The sequence below is a fragment of the Pseudomonas sp. MWU12-2037 genome (assembly GCF_023242345.1).
GTDB classification, from domain to species: Bacteria; Pseudomonadota; Gammaproteobacteria; order Pseudomonadales; family Pseudomonadaceae; genus Aquipseudomonas; species Aquipseudomonas gingeri_D.
Genome location: NZ_JALLIZ010000002.1, coordinates 169,666 through 187,153, shown reverse-complemented (window position 1 = coordinate 187,153; position 17,488 = coordinate 169,666). Strand labels below are relative to the sequence as shown.

General features: G+C 62.3%; 15 protein-coding genes. 6 read left to right on the top strand and 9 right to left on the bottom strand.

All coding sequences use genetic code 11. The features are described from left to right. Positions 1–5: 5 nt before the first annotated feature. From M5B42_RS04030 to M5B42_RS04010, 5 genes are read right to left on the bottom strand one after another with little or no spacing between them, the layout of a single operon-like run. Complete coding sequence (locus tag M5B42_RS04030) at positions 6–1,022, bottom strand: MoxR family ATPase (RefSeq protein ID WP_152738123.1); 1,017 nt, start codon at positions 1,020–1,022, stop codon at positions 6–8. Next, entirely contained in the window at positions 1,019–2,182 is a 1,164-nt protein-coding gene (locus M5B42_RS04025; RefSeq protein ID WP_248745089.1) for a DUF4350 domain-containing protein, read from the bottom strand. Before M5B42_RS04025 ends, M5B42_RS04030 begins: the two co-directional genes overlap by 4 nt. Next, a complete protein-coding gene (locus M5B42_RS04020; protein WP_248745088.1) occupies positions 2,179–3,714 on the bottom strand; it encodes a DUF4129 domain-containing protein in 1,536 nt (511 codons plus the stop codon). The genes M5B42_RS04025 and M5B42_RS04020 overlap by 4 nt, the downstream gene beginning before the upstream one ends. Next, positions 3,701–4,681, bottom strand: coding sequence for a stage II sporulation protein M (locus tag M5B42_RS04015; protein WP_248745087.1), 981 nt, complete (start codon positions 4,679–4,681; stop codon positions 3,701–3,703). The genes M5B42_RS04020 and M5B42_RS04015 overlap by 14 nt, the downstream gene beginning before the upstream one ends. Beyond that, entirely contained in the window at positions 4,678–5,403 is a 726-nt protein-coding gene (locus M5B42_RS04010) for an RDD family protein (RefSeq protein WP_248745086.1), read from the bottom strand. Before M5B42_RS04010 ends, M5B42_RS04015 begins: the two co-directional genes overlap by 4 nt. A 171-nt stretch (positions 5,404–5,574) precedes the next feature. Here M5B42_RS04010 and sbcB point away from each other — a divergent pair, with 171 nt between their 5' ends. Continuing rightward, entirely contained in the window at positions 5,575–7,011 is a 1,437-nt protein-coding gene (gene sbcB, locus M5B42_RS04005; protein ID WP_177099947.1) for an exodeoxyribonuclease I, read from the top strand. 91 nt (positions 7,012–7,102) lie between these two features. On the opposite strand, the gene mvaT is transcribed toward sbcB, so the two are convergent. Next, entirely contained in the window at positions 7,103–7,480 is a 378-nt protein-coding gene (gene mvaT / locus M5B42_RS04000) for a histone-like nucleoid-structuring protein MvaT (RefSeq protein WP_040070505.1), read from the bottom strand. 350 nt (positions 7,481–7,830) lie between these two features. Between mvaT and purU the strand changes: the two genes are divergently transcribed. Next, positions 7,831–8,679 carry a formyltetrahydrofolate deformylase gene (purU, locus tag M5B42_RS03995; protein WP_103496663.1) on the top strand — a complete coding sequence of 283 codons (849 nt, stop codon included), beginning with the start codon at positions 7,831–7,833 and terminating at the stop codon, positions 8,677–8,679. 30 nt (positions 8,680–8,709) lie between these two features. After that, on the top strand, positions 8,710–8,907 hold the full coding sequence (locus M5B42_RS03990) for a hypothetical protein (protein WP_248745085.1): 198 nt from the start codon (positions 8,710–8,712) through the stop codon (positions 8,905–8,907). On the opposite strand, the gene M5B42_RS03985 is transcribed toward M5B42_RS03990, so the two are convergent. Beyond that, positions 8,897–10,786: a methyl-accepting chemotaxis protein gene (locus tag M5B42_RS03985; protein WP_152738141.1), complete on the bottom strand. Its 1,890-nt coding sequence runs from the start codon at positions 10,784–10,786 to the stop codon at positions 8,897–8,899. The genes M5B42_RS03990 and M5B42_RS03985 overlap by 11 nt on opposite strands. Positions 10,787–11,080: 294 nt before the next feature. Beyond that, on the bottom strand, positions 11,081–11,536 hold the full coding sequence (locus tag M5B42_RS03980; protein ID WP_152738144.1) for a DciA family protein: 456 nt from the start codon (positions 11,534–11,536) through the stop codon (positions 11,081–11,083). Positions 11,537–11,843: 307 nt separating this feature from the next. On the opposite strand from M5B42_RS03980, the gene secA reads away from it, so the two are divergent. The 3 genes from secA (at position 11,844) to M5B42_RS03965 (ending at position 16,888) form a co-directional block, all read left to right on the top strand. Beyond that, on the top strand, positions 11,844–14,579 hold the full coding sequence (gene secA / locus M5B42_RS03975) for a preprotein translocase subunit SecA (RefSeq protein ID WP_103496667.1): 2,736 nt from the start codon (positions 11,844–11,846) through the stop codon (positions 14,577–14,579). A 121-nt stretch (positions 14,580–14,700) separates the two neighbouring features. Then, on the top strand, positions 14,701–15,918 hold the full coding sequence (gene argJ / locus M5B42_RS03970) for a bifunctional glutamate N-acetyltransferase/amino-acid acetyltransferase ArgJ (protein WP_103496668.1): 1,218 nt from the start codon (positions 14,701–14,703) through the stop codon (positions 15,916–15,918). A gap of 28 nt (positions 15,919–15,946) precedes the next feature. Further along, a complete protein-coding gene (locus M5B42_RS03965; RefSeq protein WP_178129807.1) occupies positions 15,947–16,888 on the top strand; it encodes a Nudix family hydrolase in 942 nt (313 codons plus the stop codon). A gap of 13 nt (positions 16,889–16,901) precedes the next feature. Here the strand turns inward: M5B42_RS03965 and M5B42_RS03960 are convergent, their stop codons facing one another. Next, positions 16,902–17,486, bottom strand: a complete 585-nt coding sequence (locus M5B42_RS03960; RefSeq protein WP_103496670.1) for a cob(I)yrinic acid a,c-diamide adenosyltransferase — start codon at positions 17,484–17,486, stop codon at positions 16,902–16,904. Between the last annotated feature and the right edge of the window lie 2 nt (positions 17,487–17,488).

Here is a 17,488-nt window from a genome sequence, read left to right as displayed (position 1 = left end):
GGGCCTCACTGGCGCGGTGCCGGGACCTGGTCAAGCAGTTGCTTGAGCACCTGGTCGACCGACAGCCCTTCGATATCCAGCTCGGGGGCGATTCGTACCCGATGCCGCAGTACGGCCAGGGCGCAGCCCTTGATATCGTCCGGGATCACGAATTCACCGCCGCGCAGCAAGGCTCGGGCCCGGGCGCCGCGAACCAGGGCAATGGAGGCCCGCGGTCCGGCACCGAGGGTCAAGCCCGGCCAACTGCGGGTGGCCCGGGCCAGGCGCACGGCGTAGTCGAGGACCTGCTCGTCCAGCGGCAACTCGCTGGCGATCCGCTGCAAGGCCAATACATCCTTGGCCTGCAACAGAGTGCGCAGGGGTTGTACTTCGAGCATGTCGGCCTTGGTCGAGCGGGTCACTTGGCGGACCATCTCCAGCTCCTGCTGGGCATCGGGGTAGTCCATGCGCAGCTTGAGCATGAAACGGTCCAGTTCGGCCTCGGGCAGCGGATAGGTGCCTTCCTGTTCGATCGGGTTCTGGGTGGCGAGCACCATGAACGGCTGGGCGATGGGCAGGGCGCGACCTTCGAGAGTGACCTGGCGTTCCTGCATGGCTTCGAGCAGCGCCGCCTGGGTTTTCGCCGGGGCACGGTTGATTTCGTCCGCCAGCAGCAGGTTGGTAAACAGCGGGCCCTTGCGCAGCTTGAACTGTTCGGTCTGCAGGTCGTAGACCGCATGGCCGGTGACATCGCTGGGCATCAGGTCGGGGGTGAACTGGATACGGGCGAAGTCGCCGCCGAAGCAGCGCGCCAGGGCCCGCACCAGCAGGGTCTTGCCCAGCCCGGGGACGCCTTCGAGCAGCACATGGCCGCCGGCGATCAGTGCGGTGAGCACGTCGTCGATCACCCTGTCCTGGCCGATCAGCACCTTTTGCAGTTCGTGGCGCACCGCCTGGGCCAACTGGCTGGCGCGATGGCGTTGCTGCTGGGCATGGGCCTCGGCGTCAACCGGGCTGGTCGGTTCGGCTTGTTGTTCGCTCATAGGGCATTCCTGAGGGTTTGCAGGTGGGCGACCTGGCGACTGAAGTCGACGCTGGAAAGGCGTTGCCTGGGTCGCGGGCGCAAGGCCTGGCTGATGGCGCTGGTGGGTTGGCGAGTCAGGCGCGCGAGCACCTGCCATTGTTCGGCAACGCCGAGTCGTTCGAAACCGGGGTGACGCTTGCGGGCCCGGCGCAGGATGTCCTGTTGCAAGGCCTGGAGCAGGGCTTCATGGCCGCTGCGACGGAGCAGGAAGTCGGCGCTGGCCCGCAGGTGTTCCTGCAATTGTCGGCGCGCCCGGGACGCCGGGGCCTGTAGCGGTCCCTGGCGCAGGCCGACATGCCACAACCACAGGCCGAGGAGGGTGGCGAGGGCGACCAGGGCCTGGGGGAAGTAGCGCCACAACAGGGTGAGCAGGTTGTCGTGGTCGGTATTGAACAGCAGGGTCACGTCGCTGTCCTGGGCCAGGTACCAGAGCAGCCAGGCGTTGTCGTAACGGCCGATGGCGTGGTTGGTCCAGAGGTCGGCGTCGGTCAGCACGGTGACCGTACCGGCGCCGTACTCCAGTTGCATCAAGTGGGTGGAGGTGGCGCTGTTGGCCCAGGATTGCGCCAGGTTCTTCGGGTCGGACAAGTGGAACGCGGTGTCGAAACTGAAGTAGGCCGGAGCGTCTTCGTCCTCCAGGTACATGCGGGTCAACAGTGGGTAACGCTCGTCTTCCGGTTCCGGGCCGTCGCCCTTGAGGTCCTTGCTCAGCAACTGGTGCAACTGCACGCGGTCGAGCAGCAGGTCGCCACTGCTGCCGGTCTTGGGATTCCACAGGGCCTCGGCGACGAACAGCAGCCGCCCACCGGCCCGGGCCCAGTTGAGCAACTGGTCGGCCTGGCGCGGGGTCATGTTCGAGCGCTCGCCCAGCAGCATCAGGTTCTGCCCGCGCGGGTCGAGGCCAGGGAGGATATCCAGGCTGTTGGCGTGGGTGACTTTCAGGCCGCGCTGACGCAGAAATTGCTCGGCAGCCAGGTAAGGGTTGGCGCGGGCTTCGGGCGAAGGGCCGTGATCGATGACCTCGGTGTAGGGCGTGGCCTTGTGATAGAGGTAGAGGCCGACGCCTGCGAGTACCGCCAACAGTGCCAGGCCGATCAGCCAGGACAGGCGCCGGTTCATCGGACGGCTCCCGGACCGAACAACTGTCGCCAGTTTTCGCACAGCGCCTGTTGCTGGTGGGCTGTTGGCAGGCGATGGCCGTAGGCGAGGTTCTGCCAGTGGCGGGTCAGTTCCTGGCTGAAGGCCTGCAGAGTGGGTTCCGGTAACTGACCGAGCCGTTCGAGGACCTGGCCTTCGGTATCGGCGCTTTTCAAGGGCAGTTGGTAGTCATGCAGCAGGCGGCTGAGCAGACCACGGTAGAGCAGGCTCATGGCTTCGCGCGGCTGCTGGGGCCAGAGGGCCTCGGCGCTGGCGGCGATATCACCGGGCAAGCTGTCGATGTCCAGCGCCAGGCCGAACAGTTGCGGCGTGGCGCTCGGGACGGCTTTGGCCCGTGGCTTCGGGCGCCGGCCGACAAAGGTTTGCAAGCCATTCCGATAGCGCCAGGCCAACCAGGCCAGCAAGCCGAACAGCGCGGCCCAGAGCAGAATCTCCAGGCTTTGGGCGAGTGTGCCGACGATACGGCTGTCAAAACGCTCCAGCAGGGTCTTCAGCCAGCCGGAAGAGGCTTTGTCGCCAGTCTTGGCGGACGCGTCGCCCAGTCGCCAGCGGGTGACGGTTTCCGGGTTCTTGAACGGCGGTGCCTGCAACTGTGCCTTGATCGCGTCCTGGGAGGCCTGGCTGGTCAGCGGTTGCTTGAGCAGCCTTGGTGTGTCTGGTGCCGGTGGTTCGGCGGCCATGACCGGTGACGCGAAGGGCATCGACAACAGGCCGACGCCGAGCAGCAGTGCGGCGACCACCGGCAGCAGGCGCTGGCGCAACTGGCGGAAAATCAGTTCGATATCCCAGGCTTCCAGCACGGTCCTGCGGTTGAGGTAGAGGCTGAAGCCGCAGGCGATATAAATCGGCTCCCAGAGGATCAGGATCAGCGCGTAGAAGGCGTTGCTCAGGTGTTCCAGCCAGAGCCACTGGTGCTGGGCGGCGAACAGCAGTTTCTGCCAGTGCCAGTCGATATCGATCTGCCGGGGCAACAATAGATAGAACACCGCCATCAGGCCGATCCACAGGACATACTCCAGGTGCGCGCCGATCAGTGTCAGCCAGCGCGCCGCGCTCAGGCTCTGGGGCAGGAGTACTCGCAGGCGCTGCTGGCGGGCCTGGCCGTCGAGGCCTTCGAGTTGTTGCACCGGCAAGGTGAAGCTGCGGCTCAGGCTCAGGCGCCGCCAGGTCAGGCTCGCCAGCAGTTGTGGCTTGAGCAGGCGCGGCCAGGCCTTGATTGCCTGTTTCAGGGTGGGTGTATCGCCGAACAGGGCCGTGGACAGGATGTACAGCGGCAAGCGCTCGAATGCCGGTTTCAGCCACCAGAACAGCAACAGGGCGATGGAGGGATGTTCCCAGAGCAGCAGGCTCAGGAGGGCGAAGACCGGCAAGGTGACCAGTGCCCAGGAACCCATCAACAAGCCGCGATGTTGCTGGGCCAGCAGCACGCCGAGGTCCATGGCTTCCCAGGTGCTGCGGGGGCGAATGGCAACGCTGGCGTCAGTCAGGCGCATGCTGGCTCCGTCCGGCCAACAGCAGATAGGCACCCACCAGCAGCCAGAGCCCCGCGCCCACCGTGTATTTGAGCCGTGGCGCGAGATGGCTCATGGACGACCAGTAGGCTTCGATAAAGGCGGCGATCAGCAAGAACAGGATCACCCCGCCGACCATCTGGATACTTTTCTGCGCGTTCAGGCGCAGGGCCTCGCCACGGGACAGGCGTCCCGGCGCCACCAGAGCCCAGCCCAGTTGCAGGCCGGCGGCCCCGGACAGGACGATAGCGGTGAGTTCGAAGGCGCCGTGGCCGATGACAAAGGACCAGAAGGTCTGCCCATAGCCGATCTGGGTCAGGTGACCGGCCACCGCGCCGATGGTCAGGCCGTTGAACAGCAGGAAGAACAGGCTGCCGAGGCCAAACAGCAGGCCACCGGCGAAGGTCTGAAAGGCAATGCCGATGTTGTTCATGATGTAGTAGCCGAACATCACCCAGTTTTCACTGGAGGCTCGCGCGACGGTGCGCCCCAGGCGACTGGCGGCGGGGTCGTACATGGCTTGCATATCGGCGACCTGCTGCGGGCTGACGATGCTGTAGACCAGGTCCGGAAACAGATAGATCAGCAGGCCGGTCAGCCCCAGGCTGGCGAAGAACAGCACGCCGGCGACCAGGACGAACGGCCATTGTTCGCGCACCAGGCGGGGGAAACCGGCGAAGACGAACCCCAGCACCGAGGCGCCGAGGTGGCTGCGATGCCGATAGAGCTGCTGGTGCCCACGCAAGGCCAGCTGTTGCAGGGCATCGACCAGATGGCTGCTGTAGCCGCGTTCCTGGGCCAGGGCCAGTTGTTGGCACAGGCGGCGGTAATGGGCTGGGAATTCGCGCAAGTCGGTGGCTTTCGCCTTGCCGCGCTCCATCTGCTCGAGCCATTGGGCAAAACGTTGCCACTCGGGCTGATGGCGGCTTTCAAAGAGGCTCTGTTTCATAGCGGGCCCAGCAGCCCGTGGGCAATGCCGTTCAATTCAGCCGCGGCCCGGGAGGCCGGCACGCCCAGGGGCGTGGCCAGCAGCGCCGCGAGTTCGCGGGTGCGCTCGGCGCTGAGGTCGCCCTGGCGTTCGGCGAAACTCAGCACGGCGCGTTGTTCCGCCAGGTGCAGGATGAAAGGCGCGCTACGGGGTGTCGCCTGGGGCAGGCTGGGACGCGGCAACGGCTGTTCGCGATAGACCACCAGCGTGCCGCCGGCCAGGTCGCCGAGGCGCTTGAAAGTCGGGTGTTGCAGGCAACTGACGGCGCCGAGGAAATAACCGAACGGCAGCATGTCGACAAAACGCAGCAGGTTACGGGTCAAGGAAGCGGCCCAGCCGATCGGCGTGCCGTCATCATGCACGACCCGCAGGCCCATCATCTGCTTGCCCGGCGAGCGGCCCTGGTTCAGCACTTCGAACAGCACCATGTACCACCAACTGACCAGGAACAGCACGATCGAGCCGAGACCCAGGCCGAGCTTGCCCAGCAGCATCAGGCTGCTCAGCAGCACGCCGAGCAGCACGCCGCGCACGCCCAGGTCGATGGCGAACGCCACTGCCCGCACGGGCAGGCCGGCCGGACGCAGGGGCAGGTCGATACCTTCCGGGGTTTCGACGCGATAGTAGGTGTCCAGGGGTGTTTGCAGCGCAGTCTTCCTTTTCGGTGCTGAAATCGACGACAAGATGGCCGGTCCTTGCGGACAGAGGCCCGATCCTAGCCAGCGGCGTCCGGCTAAGCAACTTAACTCTGTAATGAACGGTATCGAAGTTGCTGCGCCCAGTTGTTACGGGATGCTGGTCCGAGGGGGCGCTGAGCGCCTAGACTGCGTCGGTCTTCTGTTCAGGAACCCGCCGTGACCTCCATCTTCTGGTACGACTACGAAACCACCGGGATCAACCCGCGCTCTGATCGCGCCTTGCAGGTGGCGGGCATCCGTACCGATGCCGAGCTCAACGAGATCGATGAACCGGTCAACCTGTATTGCCGGCCCAGCGAGGATATCCTGCCGCACCCGGCGGCTTGCATGATTACCGGCATCACTCCGCGGCAACTTGCCACGCAGGGCTTGGTCGAGGCCGACTTCATGACCCGCGTGCACGCCCAGTTGTCCCTTCCGGGGACCTGCGGTGCTGGCTACAACACCTTGCGTTTTGACGACGAAGTCACCCGTTACAGCCTGTATCGAAACTTTTTCGATCCCTATGCCAGGGAGTGGCAGGGTGGCAACAGCCGTTGGGACCTGATCGATGTGGTGCGGGCGGCCTATGCACTGCGTCCGCAAGGCATCGTCTGGCCCGAGGAGGACGGACGGGTGACCCTCAAGCTCGAGCGCCTGACCGCGGCCAATGGCATCGATCATGGTCACGCCCATGAAGCCTTGTCCGATGTGCGTGCCACCATTGCTCTGGCGCGGTTGATCCGCGAGAAACAGCCGAAGTTATATGACTGGCTGTTTCAGTTGCGCAGCAAACAGCGGGTCATGGATCAGATTCGTCTGTTACAGCCGATGGTGCATATTTCCGGACGCTTCTCGGCCGCGCGTCATTACCTGGGGGTGGTCCTGCCGTTGGCCTGGCACCCGCGTAACCGCAATGCCTTGATTGTCTGTGATCTATCCCAGGATCCGCAGCCGTTATTTGATCTGGATGCCGAAACCTTGCGCCAGCAGCTGTACATCCGTCATGAGGCGCGTGCCGAAGGACAACTGCCGGTGCCGCTCAAGTTGATTCATGTCAATCGTTGCCCGGTGGTGGCGCCGCTAAAGGTATTGCGTGGCGAAGATCAGAAACGTTTGCAGTTGGACATGGCGCTTTATGAGGCGCGCCGCCAGCAACTGAGTGAGGCCCAGGAAGTTTGGCGGGATAAAGTCCAGGCCCTTTATGCCGGCGAAGATTTTGCCCCCAGCGAGGATCCGGAGCAGCAGTTATACGATGGCTTTATCGGCGACCGCGACCGGCGTTTGTGTGAGCAAGTTCGCAGTGCGGAGCCCGAGCAGTTGGCGCGCGGGCAATGGCCTTTCGATGATGAGCGGTTGCCGGAATTATTATTTCGTTACCGGGCACGCAACTTTCCCACCAGCCTGAGTGAAGAAGAGCAACAACGTTGGCGGACATTCTGCCGACAGCGTCTGACCGAGGCGGCGTGGGGCGCGCCGAATACCCTGGCGGATTTTACCGAGCACCTCATGAAGTGTTTGCCGAATGCAACACCGGCGCAGCGTCAGGTACTGGAGCAGTGGCAGGACTATGCACACTCTTTGTGCGCACGCTTTAACGTGACGGTCGGTTAAACACGCCGACGATTAAATTGCGGACAATAAAAAAACGCCAGTGAACTGGCGTTTTTTGTAGGTCGCGAATAGCGTCCGTGACCGGCCTGGCTTAGCCCAGCAGGGTAGCCCAGCCTTCAACCACGTCGCCGCCCCACTTGGCTTTCCACTCTTTCAGAGTCTTGTGGTTGCCGCCTTTGGTTTCGATCACTTCACCGTTGTGCGGGTTTTTGTATTGCTTGACCTTGCGTGCGCGCTTGGTGCCGGTGGTTTTCACGGCGCCACGTACGGCTTTGCCAGCTTTGGCCTGTGGGTCCAGGATGTTGATGACATCTGGCAGCGCCTTGTTGTACTCGCCCAGCAGAGTGCGCAGTTTGCTTTCGAATTCCATTTCTTTTTTCAGGGCACCGTCTTTTTCCATGGCGGCCATTTGGGCTTGCAGTTCTTTGATGGCTTCCTGGGTGGCGTGGTATTTCTGGATCAGGGACATGGACACTACCTTATGTTGAGTCAGGACGACAGGGGTACAGTGACGCAATAGTAGTCAGAGTATTTGAGCAAGTAAACATTTAATAGGTGGTTTATTGCATTTAATTTGAAACTTAGGTGTGTCCTTGTCGCCGACTTAGATGTTTTTGCTGCGCGAGCCAAGAGCCGTCTTGTTGTGACGATGTTTGAATTATCGGCGCGCTGCGTCGCGTCACTCGGAGAAAGCCCACTACAAGCGAGGGGAGAAACGGGTGCCGGGACAGGAGTGGGCCGGCGGTGCAACGAATACTGCAGTTTTTTCCCGTACTGGCTAGAATGGCGACCTTTGCGAAGTTCTGGAGTTCTCCCCCCATGCGCACTTTCCGGCTGGTGATTGCCTGCCCCGACCGCGTTGGCATCGTTGCCAAAGTCAGTAACTTTTTAGCGTCTTACAACGGTTGGATCACCGAAGCGAGTCACCACTCCGACAACCTCAGTGGCTGGTTCTTCATGCGCCACGAGATTCGTGCTGACAGCCTGCCGTTTGGTCTGGAGGCCTTTCGTGAGGCATTTGCCCCGATCGCCGAAGAATTTTCCATGACCTGGCGCATCACCGACACCGAGCAGAAGAAGCGCGTGGTGTTGATGGCCAGCCGTGAGTCCCATTGCCTGGCGGACCTGTTGCACCGTTGGCACAGTGACGAACTGGATTGCCAGATCGCCTGCGTGATTTCCAACCACGATGACCTGCGCAGCATGGTTGAGTGGCACGGTATTCCCTACTACCACGTGCCGGTGAACCCGCAGGATAAAGAGCCGGCGTTTGCCGAAGTATCACGTCTGGTCAAACATCACGAAGCCGATGTGGTGGTACTGGCGCGCTACATGCAGATCCTGCCGCCGGCACTGTGCCGCGAGTATGCGCATAAGGTCATCAATATCCATCACAGCTTCCTGCCATCGTTCGTCGGTGCCAAGCCTTATCATCAGGCGTCCCTGCGTGGCGTGAAGTTGATCGGGGCAACTTGCCACTATGTAACCGAAGAGCTGGATGCGGGGCCGATCATCGAACAGGATGTGGTCCGTGTCAGCCACAGTGATAGCATCGAAGACATGGTGCGTTTCGGTCGCGATGTCGAGAAGATGGTGCTGGCCCGTGGCCTGCGTTATCACCTGGAAGATCGTGTGCTGGTGCATGGCAACAAGACCGTGGTGTTCTGACAGCCCGTTGACGGGCCTGGAGGTGTGGCGATGAGCGATCCACTCGACAAGGCAACCTCCAAGGCGCCGCCGACCGTGGGTGAGGGCTGTCTGAGCCGTTACGACAGCGACGCAATGACTCCTGAAGACGGCACCGAGTTTCCCGGTGCCGCCGAACTCTGGCAGCAGTTGCAGGAAGAGTCCGAAGCAGACAAGCCCACAGACTCTTCTGCGTCGCTTAAATCCTGAAACTGCCCACCAGCTGCTTCAATCGCGCAGCCTGCTGTTCCAGGTCGGTACAGGCCCGCAGGGTTGACTGCAGGTTCTCCACACCTTGCTGATTGAGGGTGTTGATCTCGGTGATGTCCACGTTGATCGACTCGACCACCGAGGTTTGCTCTTCGGTGGCCGTGGCGACGGATTGGTTCATGCCGTCTATCTCGCTGATCCGCTGGGTCACGCTGCTCAGGCGTTCGCCGGCCAGGTTGGCGATTTCCACACTTTCCAGGCTGTGGCGCTGGCTATGGCCCATGGTGCCGACCGATTCTCGGGCGCCAACCTGCAATTCTTCGATCATGGTCTGGATCTGCTGCGCCGATTCCTGGGTGCGATGAGCCAGGTTGCGCACCTCGTCCGCGACCACCGCAAAGCCGCGTCCGGCCTCACCGGCCCGGGCCGCCTCGATGGCGGCGTTGAGGGCCAGCAGGTTGGTTTGCTGGGAAATACTGGTGATCACTTCGAGAATCTGCCCGATATTCACCGTCTTGCTGTTCAGCGACTCGATGTTGGTGCTTGACGTGGCAAGCATTTCCGACAACTGGTGCATGGCCTTGATGCTGCGCTCCACCACCTGCTGACCGTCCGTGGCCAGGCCACGGGCGTCGCTGGCCTGATTCGAGGCCTGGGCGGCATTGCGGGCAATTTCCTGGGCGGCGGCACCCAGCTGGTTGATGGCCGCGGCGACGCTGTTGGTGCGACTGGCCTGTTCATCGGAGTTGAGCATCGACGAGTTCGAGGCGCTGACCACCCGCAGGGCCACTTCGTTGACCTGTTGGGTTGCCGAGGAGACTTCGCTGATCGAGGTGTGGATGCGTTCGACGAAACGGTTGAAGGCGCTACCGAGGATCCCGAACTCGTCCTGGGACTCGATCGTCAGGCGCCGGGTCAGGTCGCCTTCGCCGTCGGCGATATCCTGCATGGCACGGGTCATCACATGCAGCGGTTGCATCAGCGCACGGATCAACAGGCCGAGCAGGGCGATGATGATCAGTACGGCGATGGTGGTGGCGATCACGGCCGAACTGCGGAAATTGCTCAGCATCGCAAAGGCCTTGTCCTTGTCCACGGACACGCCGACGTACCAGCTTACCGAAGATAAACCCTTGATCGGGGCGAAGGCGACGATGCGCGTCTTGCCGTTGGCCACGGTTTCGCTGATCTCGTTGCCGATGCGCGGGGTGTCCTGGGGATAGGCGTCGCTGAGGCTTTTCATCACCAGGGCCTTGTCCGGGTGCACCAGGATCTTGCCATCGGCGCTGACCAGGAAGGCGTAGCCGTTACCGTCGAAACTCAAGGCGTTGAGGCTGTCGGCAATGGCTTGCAGGCTCAGGTCGCCGCCCACCACGCCGATGCTCTGGCCGGCCTTGCGCACGGTGTTGACGATGGAAATCACCAACTGCCCGGACGCCAGGTCGATATAGGGTTCGGTCAGGGCCGAGCCGCTGCTGTTCTCGGCACTCTTGTACCAGGGGCGGGCGCGGGGGTCGTAGCCGTCGGGCATCTTGCTGTCCGGACGGATCATGAAGCTGCCGTCCTTGTTGCCCAGGTAGGCGCCCATGAAGGTCGAGGTGATGGCCTTCTGTTCCAGCAGGTTGGAGACGTTGGCCGGGTCGGCATTGAGGGCGACCGACTGGGACAGGTTTTCGATCAGCAGGCTGCGGCCGGTCAGCCAGGTCTGGATATTGTTGGCGGTGACACCACCCATTTCATGCAGATAGCTGTTGAGGTCATCGCGGATTGCATTGCGTTGCAGGTAATCGTTGTACAGCGTGAAGAGCGCAAAGGCCGCGAGTACGATCAGCGACGCGGCCAGCAGGATCTTGTGACTGAATTTGAGGTTTTTGTTCATGGCGTTCAAGGTCCGCTGAAGTTTTGGGTGTCCAGGTAGGCGATGGCCGGTGGTGCGCGCTGGGCAGCGTTGAACCTAAGCTGTTCCTCTGCTCCTTGGGGGCTCTTCTTGGGGGAAAGCCGGATTGTTTTTGATTGTTTTCTGGGTTGGCCTCTTGCTATCGACTGAGTCGGCGCAAAGATTAACCAGGGCAACTGCGTCCCGCCGGACGGATAGCCCTGGCGGGTTTCTCGGGATGGAGCGCGCTGAAGCCCTCCAGGAACAGGCGATCAGGTCGTCGGGGAGGCCGCCGGCTCAGGTCTTGGGCTTGGCGTGGCTGGCCAGGCGCTCCAGGGCGGCGCGCAGGTTCGGGTCGCTGATGCCGTCGGCGGTGTCCTGGATGGTTTGCGCTGCGCTCACCGACAAATCCATGGTGTGGCCGACCGCGCCCTGGGGCACGGTCGGCGGCTGCACCTTGAACAGGATGCGGGTCAGGCTCTCGAACACCTCGAACGCCTGTAATTGCCGTTGCAGGCGTTTTTGCTGGTAGCGCAGGCGGGTCGCCCAGTGCCCGTCGGTGACGATCAGCAACAGGCTGCCTTCGCGCCACGACGCCACGTGGCAGTGCTCGCGGGCGGCGGGTTGCAGTTGGCTTTCCACCAGGCGCTGCAAATGCGCAAGGCGTTGGGCATGGCCGAAAATGGCTTTCAGCGGCTTGGCTTCGCGAAGCAGGGCGGCGGGAGCCCGGGCCGTGAGGGGGCGAAATGCCATGGTTCAGACACCTGAAGAAACAGAGTCGCCATGGTAGCAGAAGCGCCCGCTCTGCCCGCGGCCATTGATGTGAATCGTCTTTGGCCCTAAAGTCCGCGGTTAACGTCTGCACTCGATGGCTTGAAGTTCGGGAAAAAGACCTTATTTTAGAGTGGCCCCGTCACAGCGCTGTGCCAGCATCGTGGATTAACGCCACTTTCCTCACCATCGTTTCCGGGTAGAATACTCGTTCGCATGCGGCCATGAGGGCTGCTCGGGCGACTCACGGGGCCGCCCTCCATCCCTATGTGTGGAAGAACCTGCCGATATGTTTGCGCCTTTGTTAAAGAAACTTTTTGGAAGCAAGAACGAGCGTGAAGTCAAACGCATGCTCAAGACGGTACAGATCGTCAATGCCTTCGAAGAGCAAATGGTGGCCCTTTCGGACGAGCAGTTGCGTGCCAAGACCGGAGAGTTCAAGGCCCGCATAGCCCAAGGTGAGACCCTCGACACACTCCTGCCCGAAGCCTTTGCGGTCGCCCGCGAAGCCGGCAAGCGGGTCATGGGCATGCGCCACTTCGACGTGCAGTTGATCGGCGGCATGACCTTGCACGAAGGCATGATCGCGGAAATGCGCACCGGCGAGGGTAAAACCCTGGTGGCGACCCTGGGGGTTTACCTCAACGCGCTGTCCGGCAAGGGTGTGCACGTGGTCACGGTGAACGACTACCTGGCCCGCCGCGACGCCAACTGGATGCGCCCGCTTTATGAGTTCCTCGGCCTGACGGTCGGCGTGGTCACGCCGTTCCAGCCGCCGGAAGAGAAGCGTGCCGCCTACGCCGCCGACATCACCTATGGCACCAACAACGAATTCGGTTTCGACTACCTGCGCGACAACATGGCGTTCAGCATGGAAGAGAAGTTCCAGCGCGAGCTGAACTTTGCCGTGATCGACGAAGTCGACTCCATCCTGATCGACGAAGCCCGCACCCCGCTGATCATCTCCGGCCAGGCCGAAGACAGCTCGCGGCTGTACACCGAGATCAACAAGCTGATCCCGCGCCTCCAGCTGCACGTCGAGGAAGTGGAAGGCGTGGTGACCAAGGAAGGCCACTTCACCGTCGACGAGAAGACCCGTCAGGTCGAGCTCAACGAAGCCGGTCACCAGTTCATCGAAGAGATGCTGACCCAGGTCGGCCTGCTGGCCGAGGGCGAGAGCCTCTATTCGGCGCACAACCTGGGCCTGTTGACCCACGTGTATGCCGGCCTGCGTGCCCACAAGCTGTTCAACCGCAACGTCGAATACATCGTCCAGGAAGGCCAGGTTGTCCTGGTGGACGAACACACCGGCCGGACCATGCCCGGCCGTCGCCTGTCCGAGGGCCTGCACCAGGCCATCGAGGCCAAGGAAAACCTGAATATCCAGGCTGAAAGCCAGACCTTGGCCTCGACCACCTTCCAGAACTACTTCCGCCTGTACACCAAGCTGTCCGGCATGACCGGTACCGCGGACACCGAAGCGTTCGAGTTCCACCAGATCTACGGCCTGCAAGTGACGGTCATCCCGCCGAACAAGCCATTGGCGCGCAAGGACTACAACGACCTGGTGTTCCTCACCGCCGAAGAGAAGTACGCGGCGATCATCACCGACATCAAGGAGTCCCTGGCCCAGGGCCGTCCGGTGCTGGTGGGTACGGCGACCATCGAGACCTCCGAGCACATGTCCAGCCTGCTCAATAAGGAGAACATCGAGCACAAGGTCCTGAACGCCAAGTTCCACGAGAAGGAAGCGGAAATCATCGCCCAGGCCGGTCGCCCTGGCGCCCTGACCATCGCCACCAACATGGCCGGTCGCGGTACCGACATCCTGTTGGGCGGTAACTGGGAAGTCGAAGTGGCGGCCCTGGAAAACCCGACGCCTGAGCAGATCGCCCAGATCAAGGCCGACTGGCAGAAACGCCACCAGCAGGTGCTCGAGTCGGGCGGCTTGCAGGTGATCGCTTCCGAGCGTCACGAATCCCGTCGTATCGACAACCAGCTGCGCGGTCGCGCCGGTCGTCAGGGTGACGCCGGTTCCAGCCGTTTCTACCTGTCCCTGGAAGATAGCCTGATGCGTATCTTCGCCTCGGACCGGGTGAAGAACTTCATGAAGGCCTTGGGCATGCAGCCAGGCGAGGCGATCGAGCACCGCATGGTGACCAACGCCATCGAAAAGGCCCAGCGCAAGGTCGAAGGCCGCAACTTCGACATTCGCAAGCAACTGCTCGAGTTCGACGACGTCAACAACGAACAGCGTAAAGTGATCTATCACATGCGTAACACGTTGCTGGCCGCCGACAATATCGGTGAAACCATCGCCGACTTCCGTCAGGACGTGCTCAACGCCACTGTCAGCGCCCATATTCCTCCACAGTCGCTGCCAGAACAGTGGGACGTGGCGGGCCTGGAAGCAGCCCTGCAGAACGATTTCGGCGTGCAACTGCCAATCCAGCAGTGGCTCGACGAAGACGATCACCTGTACGAAGAGACCTTGCGCGAGAAGCTGCTCAGCGAGCTGCTGCTGGCGTACAACGAAAAAGAAGAGCAGGCCAGTGCCGAAGCGCTGCGCACTTTCGAGAAGCAGATCGTGCTGCGTGTGCTCGACGACCTGTGGAAAGACCACCTGTCGACCATGGATCACCTGCGCCACGGCATCCACCTGCGTGGTTATGCGCAGAAGAACCCGAAGCAGGAATACAAGCGCGAGTCGTTCACCCTGTTCTCCGAGCTGCTGGACTCGATCAAGCGCGATTCGATTCGTGTCCTCTCCCACGTCCAGGTGCGTCGCGAAGATCCGATCGAAGAAGAAGCGCGCCTGCGTCAGGAAGCCGAAGCCCTGGCCCAGCGCATGCAGTTCGAGCACGCTGAAGCCCCAGGCCTGGACGCGCCGGAAATCCTCGGTGAAGAAGTCGATGTCGCCCTGGCCACCGCGCCGGTGCGCAACGAGCAGAAGCTGGGCCGTAACGAACTGTGCTACTGCGGTTCGGGCAAGAAGTACAAGCACTGCCATGGTCAGATCAGCTAAGGTCTTTACCGGATACTGAAATACCTGCGCCGCGACCGGCATTAGCCGTCGCGGCGTTTTTCCATTTGAAACACTGCCCTTGTGACGGCAGTGCAGATATCACATTAAAAGGAGCGCATTCATGGCTGTTGGTCTTGGTCCTTTGCCTACGTTGCACCCGGTTGCCGGTTTTGAACTCGGTATCGCCTCGGCCGGTATCAAGCGCCCCGGGCGCAAGGATGTGGTGGTGATGCGCTGCGCCGAAGGTTCCACGGTGGCGGGGGTGTTTACCCTCAACGCGTTTTGCGCGGCACCCGTGATCCTGGCCAAGCAGCGCGTCCAGGGCAACGTGCGTTATCTGTTGACCAACACCGGGAATGCCAACGCCGGAACCGGTGAGCCGGGCCTGGCCGCCGCCGCGCGGACCTGCGCCAAGCTGGCCGAGCTGACCGGTGTCGATGAAAGCGCCGTGCTGCCGTACTCCACCGGGGTGATCGGCGAGCCGTTGCCGGTAGAGAAAATCGAAGGCGCCTTGCAGGCGGCCCTGGATGACCTGTCCGTGGATAACTGGGCTGCTGCCGCCACCGGCATCATGACCACTGACACCCTGCCCAAGGGCGCGAGCCGCCAGTTCCAGCATGACGGCGTGACCATTACCGTCACCGGGATCAGCAAGGGTGCGGGGATGATCCGTCCGAACATGGCGACCATGCTCGGCTACATCGCCACCGACGCCAAGGTCTCCCGTGAGGTCCTGCACAGCCTGATGCTGGACGGTGCGAACAAGTCGTTCAACCGCATCACCATCGACGGCGACACCTCGACCAACGACTGCTGCATGCTGATCGCCACCGGTCAGGCCGGGCTGCCGGAAATCACCGAGGCTCGCGGGCCGTTGTTCGACGCGCTGAAAAAGGCCGTGTTCGAAGTGTGCATGGACGTGGCCCAGGCCATTGTTCGTGACGGCGAAGGCGCGACCAAGTTTGTCACTGTCGAAGTCAACGGCGGCGGCAATCACCAGGAATGCCTGGATGTCGGTTACACCGTGGCGCATTCGCCACTGATCAAGACTGCGCTGTTTGCCTCCGATCCGAACTGGGGCCGTATCCTCGCCGCCGTCGGCCGCGCCGGTGTGCCGGACCTGGATGTGAGCAAGATCGACGTGTTCCTCGGCGAAGTCTGCATCGCCAGCCGTGGCGCTCGTGCGGCGAGCTACACCGAAGAGCAGGGCTCGGCGGTCATGGCTCGGGAAGAAATCACCATTCGTATCGAATTGGGTCGCGGCCAGTGCAGTGAAACCATCTGGACCACCGACCTGTCCCACGAGTACGTGAAGATCAACGCGGAATACCGCACCTGATCCACAGGTTCGAGCAGGAGGTTTCAACGTGAAACGCGTTCATGTGGCGGCGGCGGTCATCCGGGGTGTTGACGGTCGCATCCTGATTGCCCGTCGGGCGGATACCCAGCACCAGGGCGGTCTCTGGGAGTTTCCCGGCGGCAAGGTCGAGGACGGCGAAGCCGTCCAGGTGGCCCTGGCCCGCGAGCTTCAGGAAGAGCTGGGCATCGTGGTCAGTGCTGCCCGACCGTTGATCAAGGTGCGGCACGATTATCCGGACAAGCAGGTCTTGCTGGATGTCTGGGAGGTTTCGGCTTTTACCGGCGACCCCCACGGTGCCGAGGGCCAGCCGCTGGCCTGGGTCAGTGCGCGGGAGCTGGCCGACTACGAGTTTCCGGCGGCCAACCAGCCGATTGTCGCCGCCGCCCGTTTGTCGGCGGAGTATCTGATTACTCCCGATGGCCTGGAGACTCCGCAGTTGCTCAAGGGGATCCAGAAGGCGATTGCCGGTGGGATCAAGCTGGTTCAACTGCGGGCGCCCAACGGTTATGACCCGAAGTACCGCGACCTGGCGGTGGACGCGGTGGGGTTGTGTGCGGGCAAGGCACAGCTGATGCTCAAGGGGCCTTTCGAGTGGCTGGGGGATTTCCCGTCGGCGGGCTGGCATATGACGTCCGCGCAGTTGCGCAAGTACGCCAGTGCCGGGCGGCCGTTGCCGGCGGATCGCTGGTTGGCCGCTTCGTGCCATAACGCTGAAGAGCTGGCCTTGGCCGAACAGATGGGCGTGGACTTTGTCACGCTGTCGCCGGTGCAACCGACGCAGACCCATCCGGAGGCGCAACCGCTGGGTTGGGAGCAGGCCGGGCAGTTGATCTCGGGCTTCAACAAGCCGGTGTATCTGCTGGGCGGGGTTGGGCCGAGCGAATTGCAGCGTGCCTGGGAAACCGGCGCACAGGGCGTGGCCGGTATTCGGGCGTTCTGGCCGCAATAAGCACGGCTCTAGATCAGTGGGAGACCGGCTTCTTCGCCGCCTCCCACAATATCTCGGCAATCTTCTCGCGCCGTGCAATTACCCTTGCCGCCACAAACAGCAAGTCCGACAGCCGATTGATGTAAGCCAGGCCAACCCCTCCCAAAGGTTCAACGGCATTCAACTGCTGGCAACGCCGCTCGGCGCTACGGGCCTGGCTGCGGCAGATATGGGCCTGGGCAATCAGCATCGAGCCACCCGGCAGGATGAAGTTTTCCAGTGGGCCCAACTCTTCGTTCCAGCGATCAATGGCGGTTTCCAGGCGCTGGATCTCGGCCGCATCGAGGGCCTGGTAGGTCGGCATCGCCAGTTCACCGCCCAGATCGAACAACCGATGTTGAACCGGTGCCAGCACTTCGATCAGCTCATTCAACTCCGGATGAATCACCACCAGCTCCGCCAACCCGGCCAATAGCAGTCCCAGCTGGCTGTTGAGCATATCGACCTCGCCGATGGCTTCGATCCGCGGATGGTCCTTCGGCACCCGACGTCCATCGCCCAGTCCCGTTTCCCCGGCATCGCCGGTGCGTGTGTAAATCTTCGACAGACGAAAACCCATGC